The organism is Bradyrhizobium sp. BR 10261 (genome assembly GCF_019455395.1).
Taxonomy (GTDB): Bacteria; Pseudomonadota; Alphaproteobacteria; order Rhizobiales; family Xanthobacteraceae; genus Bradyrhizobium; species Bradyrhizobium manausense.
The window spans coordinates 50,851-62,746 of record NZ_JACOFQ010000022.1 but is presented as its reverse complement, the minus strand read 5'-3'; the positions used below and the strand labels follow the sequence as shown (position 1 = coordinate 62,746).

General features: G+C 63.2%; 14 protein-coding genes. 10 read left to right on the top strand and 4 right to left on the bottom strand.

Features of this window, described 5'->3' with window-relative positions:
* Positions 1-520 precede the first annotated feature (520 nt).
* The 4 genes from HYH07_RS24310 to HYH07_RS24295 form a co-directional block, all read right to left on the bottom strand.
* On the bottom strand, positions 521-1,156 hold the full coding sequence (locus HYH07_RS24310; protein WP_220004872.1) for a MarR family winged helix-turn-helix transcriptional regulator: 636 nt from the start codon (positions 1,154-1,156) through the stop codon (positions 521-523).
* 839 nt (positions 1,157-1,995) lie between these two features.
* Entirely contained in the window at positions 1,996-3,321 is a 1,326-nt protein-coding gene (fliI, locus tag HYH07_RS24305) for a flagellar protein export ATPase FliI (RefSeq protein ID WP_220004871.1), read from the bottom strand.
* Positions 3,322-3,369: 48 nt separating this feature from the next.
* Complete coding sequence (gene flgF, locus HYH07_RS24300; protein WP_220004870.1) at positions 3,370-4,098, bottom strand: flagellar basal-body rod protein FlgF; 729 nt, start codon at positions 4,096-4,098, stop codon at positions 3,370-3,372.
* Positions 4,099-4,101: 3 nt separating this feature from the next.
* Positions 4,102-4,893, bottom strand: coding sequence for a DUF1217 domain-containing protein (locus tag HYH07_RS24295; protein ID WP_220004869.1), 792 nt, complete (start codon positions 4,891-4,893; stop codon positions 4,102-4,104).
* A gap of 153 nt (positions 4,894-5,046) precedes the next feature.
* Between HYH07_RS24295 and motA the strand changes: the two genes are divergently transcribed.
* The 10 genes from motA to flgG all read left to right on the top strand — a co-directional run bounded on the left by motA (position 5,047) and on the right by flgG (position 11,896).
* On the top strand, positions 5,047-5,943 hold the full coding sequence (gene motA, locus HYH07_RS24290; RefSeq protein ID WP_220004868.1) for a flagellar motor stator protein MotA: 897 nt from the start codon (positions 5,047-5,049) through the stop codon (positions 5,941-5,943).
* A complete protein-coding gene (locus HYH07_RS24285; protein WP_220004867.1) occupies positions 5,940-6,881 on the top strand; it encodes a flagellar motor switch protein FliM in 942 nt (313 codons plus the stop codon). The genes motA and HYH07_RS24285 overlap by 4 nt, the downstream gene beginning before the upstream one ends.
* Positions 6,862-7,176 carry a hypothetical protein gene (locus HYH07_RS24280; RefSeq protein WP_220004866.1) on the top strand — a complete coding sequence of 105 codons (315 nt, stop codon included), beginning with the start codon at positions 6,862-6,864 and terminating at the stop codon, positions 7,174-7,176. Before HYH07_RS24285 ends, HYH07_RS24280 begins: the two co-directional genes overlap by 20 nt.
* 176 nt (positions 7,177-7,352) lie before the next feature.
* Positions 7,353-7,727 carry a flagellar motor switch protein FliN gene (fliN, locus tag HYH07_RS24275; RefSeq protein ID WP_220004865.1) on the top strand — a complete coding sequence of 125 codons (375 nt, stop codon included), beginning with the start codon at positions 7,353-7,355 and terminating at the stop codon, positions 7,725-7,727.
* 2 nt (positions 7,728-7,729) lie between these two features.
* Positions 7,730-8,764, top strand: coding sequence for a flagellar motor switch protein FliG (locus HYH07_RS24270; protein WP_220004864.1), 1,035 nt, complete (start codon positions 7,730-7,732; stop codon positions 8,762-8,764).
* A gap of 13 nt (positions 8,765-8,777) precedes the next feature.
* The gene (gene flhB / locus HYH07_RS24265; protein ID WP_220004863.1) at positions 8,778-9,860 is read left to right on the top strand and encodes a flagellar biosynthesis protein FlhB; all 1,083 of its coding nucleotides are present in this window, start codon (positions 8,778-8,780) and stop codon (positions 9,858-9,860) included.
* A 64-nt stretch (positions 9,861-9,924) separates the two neighbouring features.
* The gene (gene flgB, locus HYH07_RS24260; RefSeq protein ID WP_057742839.1) at positions 9,925-10,326 is read left to right on the top strand and encodes a flagellar basal body rod protein FlgB; all 402 of its coding nucleotides are present in this window, start codon (positions 9,925-9,927) and stop codon (positions 10,324-10,326) included.
* Positions 10,327-10,337: 11 nt separating this feature from the next.
* Complete coding sequence (flgC, locus tag HYH07_RS24255; protein WP_220004862.1) at positions 10,338-10,754, top strand: flagellar basal body rod protein FlgC; 417 nt, start codon at positions 10,338-10,340, stop codon at positions 10,752-10,754.
* Between the two features lie 2 nt (positions 10,755-10,756).
* Positions 10,757-11,086 (top strand): flagellar hook-basal body complex protein FliE, encoded by a 330-nt coding sequence (locus tag HYH07_RS24250; RefSeq protein WP_220004861.1) that lies wholly within the window; start codon positions 10,757-10,759, stop codon positions 11,084-11,086.
* 18 nt (positions 11,087-11,104) lie between these two features.
* Positions 11,105-11,896 (top strand): flagellar basal-body rod protein FlgG, encoded by a 792-nt coding sequence (gene flgG, locus HYH07_RS24245; protein ID WP_220004860.1) that lies wholly within the window; start codon positions 11,105-11,107, stop codon positions 11,894-11,896.

The following is an 11,896-nucleotide window of genomic DNA, read 5'->3' as shown; positions in this document are numbered from 1 at the left end:
GAGCTGCTCGCCACAGGCGACGCTATCGTAGGGTGGGCAAAGCGAAGCGTGCCCACCACAAGCACATGGTGGGCACGGCGCTTGGCTCCTTTGCCCACCCTACGACACTGATTGAGAGGGTAGAGAGTTCAAGCAAAGCTCGGGCGAGATGAGCCGCGAGAATGCGAAGGCGTGTCTGCACCTACACACTGGCTGTCATCGCCCGCGAAAGCGGGCGATCCAGTATTCCAGAGGCGGATGTGATTGAGCCGAGAAGCCGCGGCGCACTGAATTCCCCGCCTGCGCGGGGAATGACAGCGTCATTTGGAGAACCGATGCCGCCGCCTCATACTCTCTCGTGCCCCGGATGTAGCGCAGCGTCCCCGACGATGGCATCGTCCGGTACGGGGCGCTGCAGAGCCGGGGCCCACATCTCCGAGCAATCCGTCGCGTGGGTCCCGGCTCTGCGCAGCAGCGTTGCCAGGACGATGCTACGCATCGCCAAGGCTGCAGCGCGTCCGGGACACGCAAGCCAACTGCCTCACCCCTGGCTTGCCACGCGCGCGCGATCGAAATGCTCCTCGATCTTGGGGCGGTCGCGGGTGCGTTCGAAGCTGGTGCACAGCAGCTCGGTCTCCTCGAGCGAGACGGGGGCGCGGTACAGGCGGCACATGAACTCGGCGGTGGCGCGGGCCTTGCCCGTGGCGGGGCTGCGCTCGGCCAGGAACATGCAATCGCGGCAGATGCTGGCATCGAGCCGCTGATGCGCCGCATCGAGATGATTGAGGACCTCACGGAGCGAGTCGCGCAGCCTGATGCATTCCTCGGTGCCGAGCGCATTGACCGCATTCAACACGTGATTGATCGGGTCATGCTGGTTCAGGCATTTCTCACCCTGCGCCGTGACGTCCAGAACGACGGAGCGCTTGTCCTCCTGCGACGGCTTCCGGACCAGAAAGGACTTGCTCTCCAGCGTCTTCACGATCTGCGACGCGGTCGCCCTGGTCGCGCCAATGAAGCCGGCGAGCGCAGATGGCGTACGCGAGAAGCGATTGGCGCGGCCGAGAAAGCGCAGCGCCATCCACTCCCGATCGCGCAATCCGTGTTGATTTCCTTCGAAGTACCAGGCTCTGGCCGCCTGAACCAGCAGTTCGACTGCTTCGCGTGCCAACGGCATAAAATTCCTACCTCACCCCGGGGATCGCGTGTGCGGCGCCCCGAAGCCGCTTTCCACCATGGCGCACGAATATCTCGCGCAAAGCCGGATGCTCAGCCGTGTCCGATGAATGCCTCATGCCCACCACAAAGGCTTGGATGGCGAGACATTCGCCCAGGACCAATGAGCGTCGCAGGATGCTGCGCAAGAAACGGTGCCGCCGATGCCATTCCAACCAAAAGGTCGTCGAACGCAAGCCCGAGTTGCCGTCACCTCTGGACGATGGATCGGAATTGCTCAACCGAAGCCCCTGAGTTCAAGTCACACGCAGACGTTTCTTTTGTTCCGTCGAAACGATGAATGAGCTTCTCAACAAAATCAAGTAGTGAGACTACGCGAGAGCGGATGTCGCTGCAGACCCATGTATTGTTCAAGTCAATCTCGCTCGTCAGGACACATGAAGGTGAACGCAATACTCGGTCAAACAAGCCAGATGCACGTAGTTCTACGCATGTTGGATTGCACGCATATTGCTGTCTGTCGTTGATGCAGTTTGATCGAAGCTTGTGCAGGACGGGCGAGATGCAACACGAGAGTCATCCACAACTTCCGCGATCTGCTTCGGGAATTGCCAAGGCAGTATCAGGGGAGCTTGCAGAGAATGCACGTGGCGGTTGTTGCTGGACTATGCGTGGAGCATCATCCGCGTGTCATCTTCCACGACTATACCGATCGTCTCGTCCCAACTGGCGCCGCTAACACCGCTGGCGCACAAACGCCTATGCAGTTTGTGCCACGACATGCGGCACCACGTCAGGATGCGGGGGACGTGGACCCGACACGGGCAGAACGCCGTGCCGCTAGTCGCCCTTGAGCATGTCCCTGAGCTCGCGGAACGGATCGGCGCTCGGCGGCGCCGAGGCGTCCTGGCGCATGGCCTGGTAGATCCGCGGCACCATGTCGACGGCCTGGTCGAGCCCCGAATCGCGCCCGGTTTGGTACCCGCCCATCAGGCGAAGATCGCGCGTGTCCTCGTATTTGGCGATCAGGGTGCGCAATTTGCTCACCAATTCCCGCTCCTCGGGATCCCACACGTTGTGCGCCAGCCGCGAGACCGAGGCCAGCACGTCCACGGCCGGATAGCGTGCCTGGTCGGCGATGTGCCTGGACAGCACGATGTGCCCGTCCAGTGTGCTGCGGATGGTGTCGGCGATCGGCTCGTTGTGATCATCGCCGTCGACCAGCACGGAGTAGATGCCGGTGATGGTGCCGGATCCGTCCTCGCCGGGCCCGGCGCGCTCCAGCAGGCGCGGCAGGTCGGTGAAGACGGTCGGTGCGTAGCCACGGGCCACCGCCGGCTCGCCGGCCGCCAGCGCGACCTCGCGGGCGGCATGGGCGAAGCGGGTGATCGAATCGACGATGAGAAGCACCGATTCGCCGCGGTCACGGAAATATTCGGCCACCGCCATCGCCGTCTTCGGCGCCAGCCGTCGCATCATCGGGCTTTCATCGCCCGTCGAGACGATGGTGACGGCACGGTTGCGGTCGTTGCCGAGCACGTCCTCGATGAATTCGCGCACCTCGCGGCCGCGCTCGCCGACCAGCGCCAGCACAACGCTGTCGAAGCCCTGGCTGCGGGCGAGCATGGCGAGCAGCGTCGATTTGCCGACGCCCGAGCCGGCAAAGATGCCTACGCGCTGGCCGGCGCAGATTGGCGCAAACAGGTCGATGACGCGCACGCCGGTGCGCAGCGGCTTGTGGACGCGCGCCCTCTTCATCGCCGGCGGCGCCTCTGCCTCGGCCGAAACGGCCCTCGACCCTGGCCTGAGCGGCCCCATTCCGTCCAGTGGCACGCCCAGCGCATTGATGACGCGGCCCTTCCAGCTCGGATCCGGCGCGAACGACAGGGGCGGCATGCGATAGGCGACCGAGCCGAGCCCGCCGGCGAAGTGCCGGTCGAACGGCTTAGCCACGATGCCGTCGCTGTCGATCCGCACCACCTCGCCGATCTGGGGCTTGGCCCCGGTATTGACGCCGATCAGCTCGCCGAGCTTGACCGAACGCGACAGGCCGGAGACACGAAAATGCGTCGGCGCGATCTCGGAGATCGCGCCGCTGACGCTTGCCAGAGGCGTGCTCTGCTCGAGCTCGAGCAGCGCCCACTCAAGTTGCCGAAGAGCGTTCAAGGAAACCGTCCACCCAATTACGCGCGACGCGCAAGCCGCCGCTCAAATCTACTTGCCGGGATCGCCCAGCGTCTGGATTGCGTTGCGGAGCGTGCTTTCGGTGCCGTCGATCAGCGAGTTGGTGCTGTCGAAGGCGCGCGAGGCCGACATCAGCTTGGTCAATTCCATCATCGGATTGGCGCTGGAGCCCTCGACATAGCCCTGCTTGAAGCCATCGCGGCTGAAATCGGCGATGGCAGTCGCGGGCCGGTCGGGCGTGACGCCGGAATTGCCGTAGCGATCGAGAGTGGCATCGGAAGGGATATTGAACAGGCCGATGGTGCCGATCTCGTTGTTGTCCTGGGTAATCGCGCCGCTGCGCGAGATCGAGACCGGTCCGCCGTTCGGGTCGAGCGTGAGCTGCGCACCGCCGGAATCGATGACGGGGAAACCCGACACCGTCTGAAGGTCGCCATTGGCGGCGATCTGAAGGCGGCCGTCGCGGGTATAGACCGTGCCGTTGGGGCCGGCGAAGGCGATCCAGCCCTGTCCGACCACGGCGACGTCGAGCGGGTTGCCGGTCTCGGTGATGTTGCCGGCCTCGCGCGAGATGATGTTGTCGCCGGGCGAGGAGAACGCGACCGGGTTGGCGCCGGCCTTGGAGAGCACCGTCTCGAATTTCACGACATCGGTGCGAAAGCCCGATGTGTTGACGTTGGCGACGTTGTTGGCGATCGTCTGGAGGCGTTTCTCGAGCGCGACCTGCGCCGACAATCCGACATAGAGGGCCGATTGCATGGCTTACCTGTTGAACCTGATATTCTGAAGCGTCGTGAGCATATCGGTGTCGAGACCGGCCGACGATGTCGAGGCGCCGGTGATCAGCACCAGCGCGGGGTTGGTCGAGCTATCGTTCTGGACCTGGGTCGCATCCCACATCGCCGCGAAGCGCTGCACGAATTTGGTGACCTTGGCCGGGTTCTTGAAATCGGCGAGGTCGATCTTGTCCGTGATCATCTTGGCCTGGATGTCGATGTCGGACGAGCTGATCGTCGACGACCAGCCCTCTGCGGTCTGCACCACCTGGGTCAGGGCCTTGTCGGCGAGGATCTGGTAGGGGCTCGTGATCGAGGCGGCCTTGCGCGTGAAATACAGGGCGAGCCGGAGGCCCTCATTCTGGTCGCCGGCGTTCTGCTCCAGCGTCTGGGTGGCATAATGACTGGTCGTGCCTGATGTGGCCGCTGTGCTCTGGGTCGCGGCGGCGCCGAGCGCTGCGAAGTTGAAGGCGGCGGCGAACTCCCGGTAGCGGCTGTCGCTCAGCTTGTTGGCGAAGGTGTTGGAGGTCGCGATGCCCTCGGTCAGCACCTTCCGCATGAACGCCTTGGCGTAGATCATGTCGTCGAGGCCATAGGCCTTCATCGCGTAGGAGTAGAGCCTATAGTTGTTGAGGAAATCGTCGATGGTTTTCACCTTGCCGATATTGGCAAGATAATAGGCGGTGTCGCGGCTCACGTCCGGCTGCTGCTCGACCTGAGTCAGCGACTTGCTCATGTCCGTAGTCAGCCTGGTGTAATCCGCGATGGTGGATAGCATGGCCCGCGCCCCTCTGGTCGCCGCTGCGACCCCGTCGCAAGCTGCCGCGAATTGCTTGCGCGGGGCTGGCGAGGGCGGAAGGACGCGCAAGCCAGCCTCGCGCAAGCGTCGCCGACTAGATGTTCCCGATGGGATCGGCGATGGAGCGGCGCGTTGGGCAGTTTCGTGGGGATTGTCATCACCGTGGCAGCACTGCTTGGCGGATTTGCCGCCATGGGCGGGCACCTGGCCGTGCTGATGCAGCCGTGGGAGTTCGTGATCATCATGGGCACCGCGGTCGGCACCTTCATCGTGGCCAATCCATGGAAGACGGTTGTCGACACCGGCGTGGCCTGCATGCAGGCCGTCACCGGCGCGGTGCCTGGCCAGCGCTATTACCTTGACCTGCTCGGCGCGCTTCATGCCTTGATGCGCGAGTTGCGCGGCAAGGGCCGCAACGAGGTCGAGGCGCATATCGACGATCCCTCGTCCTCCGAGATCTTCAAGGCGTTCCCGAGCGTGCTCGGCGATCCGTCTTTGCTCCAGTTCATCTGCGACTATGTGCGCCTGATCATCATGGGCAATGCCCGTACCCATGAGATCGAGGCGCTGATGGACGAGGAGATCCACACCATCGTGAAGAGCAAGCTGACGCCCTATCATGCGCTGGTGGTGGTGTCCGAGGCGCTGCCCGCGCTCGGCATCGTCGCGGCGGTGCTCGGCGTCATCAAGGCCATGGGCGCGCTTGACCAGTCGCCGAAGCTGCTCGGCGGCTTCATCGGCGCGGCGCTGGTCGGTACCTTCGCCGGCATCTTCCTGTCCTACGGCATCATTTCGCCCTTCGCGCTGAAGATCAAGATGACGCGCGAGAAGAAGTGCCGGCCCTACATCATCGTCAAGCAGACCCTGCTGGCGTTCATGAATGGCGCCATGCCGCAGATCGCCGTCGAGCACGGCCGCAAGATGATCGCGAGCTCTGAACGGCCGTCGATCGACGTCGTCGAGAACGAGACGATCGCGGGACCCAAGGCCGTCGTGACTGACGCTGAACCCAAGGCGGCACGCGCATGACGATGGAAGACGTCGAGATCGATCAGCGCAAGCAGCTGCCGAACTATCTGCTGGACGCCGCCGGCATCTCGATCGAGCGCATGCCGATGCTCAATGTGATCTTCGATCGCATGGCGGCATCGTGCACGGACAGCCTGCAGCCGATGGCTGGCACGCCCTGCTATTTCTCGGTCAACGGCATCACCAACGACCGTGTCGGCGACATCATCAAGGACTATGAGGGCAATGCGGTCGCCGCCGTGCTCTACGCCGAGCAGTGGGACTCCCGCGTCATTATCATGCTCGACCGTGACTTCGTGTTCACGATGGTCGAGGCGATGTTCGGCTCCGACGGTGCCGAGCCGCCGCTCGATGTCGAACGCACTTTCTCGAACATCGAGATCCGCCTGGTTCAGGCGCTGTTCGACCGGTTCGCCAAGGCGCTGCAGGCGGCTTTCGCCGGCACCTCCAACGTCACCTTCCGCGTCGAGCGGGTCGAGACGGCGATGGCGTCGCTGGCGATCGGGCGCGCCAGCAACATGTCAATCTGTGCGAACATGATGGTGCAGGCGCTTTATCGCGGCGGTCAGATGTTCCTGATCATTCCGCACTCCGCGCTCAACCCGCTCAGGCAGAAGCTTGCCCATGTCGTCGTCAGCGAAGGCGGCGCGGCCGATCCGCGCTGGCGCGAGCAGATGGAGAGCGAGGTTCACCGCACCGAGGTGACCCTGAGCGCGGTGCTCGACGAGAAGATGATCACCCTCGAGGACGTCGTCAAATTCAAGATTGGGCAGGTCCTGGAGCTTGAGGCGACGCCGCGTACGCTGGCGCGGCTCGAGAGCAACAACCAGGTGCTGTTCTGGTGTCAGATCGGCCAGCTCGATGGCTACTACGCCATGCAGGTGGCAGATCCCGTCGATCAGAAGCGGGAGTTCGTCGATGATATCCTATCTCGTTGATGCGGTGCTGCTGATCGCGCTGGCCTTCACGAGCATGCGGGTGACCCGGATGCACCGCGAGCTCGCGAAGCTGCGCAGCTACCAGGGAGAGTTCTCGACCATCGTCCACGAGACCGCCGGCGCCTTCGACACCGTCATTACCGCGGCGCATGATTCCACGGCAAATCTGGGCCGGCTTGCCAATGTGCTGAGCGCAAAGATCGATCAGGCCCATGAGGCGATCGCCGCACTCGATGCACGCAGCGGGCTGCAGGGCGCCGTGACCGTGAATGGTCCTGAGGCCAACACGCACTAGAGCATGATCCGGAAAAGTGTGAAGCGGTTTTCCGAAAAGATCATGCTCAAACAAAGAGCTAAAGCGCGATGACGATTCAACCCAATCTCATCGCGCTTTAGGGCCGGAAACGGCCGAAGAGACAGATCGGAACGTCGCGACGCTCCGGGAGCGGAACTACCAAGAGGCGATACCAGATGGCGCAATCCTTCGACTACGAATCTGCAACCGCATCCGACGATGCCGAGACCTCTCCGCTCGACCGGCTGGCGGAGATTGCCGCCCGCACCGCCGAGGAGACCGGCAAGTTCGCCAATGTGGATGCTATCATGCGCATTCCCGTCACCATGCAGGTGGTGCTGGGATCGGCGACCATCCCGGTGGCGAATTTGATGAAGCTCGGCCGTGGTGCTGTGGTTCCGCTGGATCACCGCGTCGGCGAGCCGGTTGACGTCGTGGTCAACGGCCGCGTCGTTGCCCGCGGCGAAGTGGTCGTCGTCGAGGAGGACAATTCCCGCTTCGGTGTCTCGCTGACCGAGATTGTCGGACCGCTGGGGCAGGGTGATTCCTGACCATGGCGGCACCGGTCGCTCCCATCAAGCAGCGCGGCGTTGCCACGCTGGGCGGAACAGAAAAGGTCGCGGCGCTGCTGCTGGCCATGGGCCGCCAGGCCGCGGCCAGCGTGCTCGCGCAGTTCGAACCGCAGGACATTCGCGTCGTCACCAAGGCCGCGGCCGAGCTGAGGCCGATCACGGCGCAGGAACTCGAGGCGATCGTCGAGGAATTTGCCCAGCAATTCTCGATGGGCGCCAACATCCTCGGCACTCTCGGCGGCCTCGAAGCCGTGCTGGGCGACGTGCTTCCCGCCGACCAGGTCACGGCCATCATGTCGGACCTGCTCGGAAATTCCAGCCGATCGGTGTGGGATCGCGTCTCGTCGGTGTCGGAAAATTCGCTGGCGACCTACCTCTCCAAGGAACATCCGCAGACCGCGGCGCTGATCCTGTCCAAGGTCAAGCCGTCCTGCGCGGCCAAGGTGATGAGCCAGCTGCCGTCGAGCCTGCGCAACGAATTGATGCGGCGCGTGCTCAGCCTCAAGCCGATCGTCGACGATGCGATGAAGGTGCTCGAGAAGACGCTGCACGAAGACCTGACGCTCAATTTCGCCCGCAATCTCGGCGCGGACACCTACGCGCGTGTCGCCGACATCATCAACAAGATGGAGCGCGGTCATATCGAGGACATGCTGAAGAGCCTGTCGGAAAAGCGGCCGAAATCGGCCGAAGTGCTGAAGGAGCTGCTGTTCACCTTCGACGACGTCATCAACCTGGCCCCGAAGGCGCGCACCATGATCTTCGATCAGGTGCCGACCGACCGCATCGTCGTGGCGCTGAAGGGCACCGATAAGCATTTCCGCGAGTTGATCCTGTCCGCGGTCGCCTCGCGCGTTCGCCGCGTCGTCGAAGCCGAGCTTGCCATCGGCGAGCCGTCGAACCAGCGCGACGTGCTGGAGGCGCGCCGCGTGATCACTGATCTCGCGCTCGACCTGGCTGAGAAGGGTGAAATCGAGCTCAACCCCGACCAGGAGGATGAGCTGGTCTTCCGCTGACCGCTGAACGGGCATGGCAGAATCCGATCAGGAGAGCAAAACAGAAGAACCGACCGAGAAGAAAGTCCGCGATGCGCTCGAACAGGGCAAGATTCCGGTCTCTCGGGAGGCGTCCATGTTCGCGTCCATGACGGCGCTGATGGTGATTCAGGCGTTCCTGATCGGCCAGGGCGTGCAGCAGCTGACGCCGACCTTGAAGGGCTTTCTCGACGATCCCGACGGCTTCCCGCTTCATACCGGTGCGGACGCGCAGAATCTGCTCACCGTGGTCGGCCTCGAGGCCCTGCGCTTTCTGGTGCCGCTGGTCGTGATCCTGGCGGTGTTCGGGCTCGCAGCGTCGCTGCTGCAGAACGCGCCGCGCCTGGTGCTGGAGCGCATTCAGCCCGACTTCTCGCGTATTTCGCCCGCGAGTGGCTGGAACCGCGTCTTCGGAACTCAAGGGCTCGTCGAGTTCGCCAAGTCGATGTTCAAGCTGGTCTCGGTGACAGCAGTGGTCTGCTTCGTATTGCGCTCGTCGGAGGCGAGGGCGTTCGAAGCTATGTACACCGATCCGGTCGCGTTGCCCGAGATGATCCTCACCATCGCGATGCGGATCGTGTCGGCGATCTGCATCGCGACGATCGTGCTGGTCGCGATCGATCTCGCCTGGGCGCGCTTCCACTGGCGGCGCGAGCTGCGCATGACCAGGCAGGAGATCAAGGACGAGCACAAGCAGGCGGAGGGCGATCCGCTGATCAAGGCGCGGTTGCGTTCGCTCGCGCGCGACCGCTCGCGCCAGCGCATGATCGCTTCCGTGCCGCGCGCAACGCTGGTGATAGCGAACCCGACGCATTTCGCGATCGCGTTGCGCTACAACCGCGACGAAAACCCGGCACCGCTCGTGGTGGCCAAGGGCATGGACGTGATCGCGCTGAAGATTCGCGAGGTCGCCGAGCAGAGCCAGATTCCGGTGATCGAGAACAAGGCGCTCGCCCGTGCGCTTTACGAAGCGGTGCAGGTCGATCAGGTGATTCCAGCCGAATTCTTCCGTCCCGTCGCCGAGATCATCTATTTCCTGCAGTCGAAGCAGGCCCCGCGGCCCGCGAAGGTTCAGTAGAATCGCCGGAATGGTGCTCCGCGCAACAGCTTGACGAAAGCTTAACGCCCTAGGGTTCTCTCCAATGAACCATAATGGGGCCGTCGTGGGACCGCTTTATCTCTTCGAACTCGCATCGTCGCAGGCACGCTGGCTCGAGCTTCGTCAGTCGACCATTGCCACCAATGTCGCCAATGCCAATACGCCGGGCTTCAAGGCGCGCGATGTTGAACCGTTCAACAAGGTGCTCGACGCGGTGCCGGTGAGACTGGCCACCACGTCGCCCGGCCACATGCAATTGTCGCCGGCGGAAACCGACACGCGGGCTACCGCCAAGAAGGACAGCTGGGACGTCGTCCACTCCGGCAACTCCGTGAGCCTGGAGCAGGAGATGATCAAGGGCAGCGACGTCAATCGCGACTATTCGATGAATTCGGCGATTGTGCGTTCGTTCAACCGCATGGTCATGACCAGCGCGAAGACCTGAGGTGAACTGACATGCTTGACGCTCTATCGGCATCGTTGACGGTTGCGAGTTCCGGGCTCGAGGCGCAATCGACGCGCATGCGTGTCGTCTCGGAAAACCTCGCCAACGCCACGTCGACCGGGCACACCGCGGGGGCCGATCCCTATCAGCGCAAGACCATCACCTTCGATGCCGCGCTCGATCGGGCCTCCGGCACGCAGCTGGCGAAGGTCAAGGAAATCGGGGTCGACACCACGCCGTATCGCGTCGAGTACGACCCGGGACATCCCGCTGCTGACAAGGCCGGCTACGTCAAGATGCCCAACGTCAACATGATGATCGAGATGGCGGACATGCGGGAGGTCAACCGCTCCTATGAGGCCAATCTCCAGGTCGTGAAACAGGTGAGGTCGATGCTCGGCATGACCATCGACCTGCTGAGGAGCTGACGATGCTTGAAGCGATTTCGTCGACTGCGATCACCGCAGCGCAGGCGGCCTCTCGCGCGACCGAGACACAAACCATTGCGCCGACGGGGACGTCCGCGGTCCAATCCGCTGACGATGTCGGCTTCGATTCCGTGATGAAGCAGGTGACCACGGACGCGATCGGAACGTTGAAGACGGGCGAAGCGGCGTCGATCTCGGCGATGCAGGGCAAGGAATCGACGCGAAAGGTCGTGGAGGCGCTGATGTCGGCCGAGCAGGCCCTGCAGACCGCGGTCGCGGTTCGCGACAAGGTCGTGCAGGCCTACCAGGAAGTCGTTCGAATGTCGATTTGATCTGAAGGAGCAACCTAAGTGAAATCGCTCGCCATCGCCGCCACGGGCATGAATGCCCAGCAGACCAACATCGAAGTCATCGCGAACAACATCGCCAACATCAACACCACGTCGTTCAAGCGCGCGCGTGCGGAATTCACCGATCTGTTCTACCAGATGGACCGCATGCAGGGCGTCGCAAACGTCAACGGCTCCTCGCCGATTCCGGAGGGCGCAAATCTCGGCCTCGGCGTCAAGTCGGCGGCGATCCGCAAGCTGCACATCCAGGGCGCGCTGACGCAGACCGGTAATCCGTACGATCTCGCGATCAACGGTCGGGGCTGGTTTCAGGTGCTGGGGCCGAACAACGAGGTGCAATACACCCGCGCGGGCTCGTTCAACACCAACGCGACTGGCCAGCTGGTGACGATAGACGGCTACCTGCTGGATCCCAACATCACGGTGACGCAGGGGACGGTGCAGGTCACCGTGAACCAGACCGGCCAGGTCTTCGCCAAGCTGGATACGGAGGTCAATCCGCGCCAGATCGGCCAGCTCAACCTTGCCAATTTCGCCAACGAGGCAGGTCTCGAGCCGCTCGGCAGCAATCTCTATCGCGAAACCACGGCATCGGGCGCGCCGGTGGTTGGTCTGCCCGGCGATGCAGGCTACGGCAAGATCAACCAGCAATATCTAGAAGCTTCGAACGTCGATCCCGTCAAGGAAATCACCGAGTTGATCTCGGCGCAGCGCGCCTACGAGATGAACGCCAAGGTGATCCAGGCGTCGGATGACATGGCCTCGACGGTATCGAAGGGTCTCAGTCGCTAG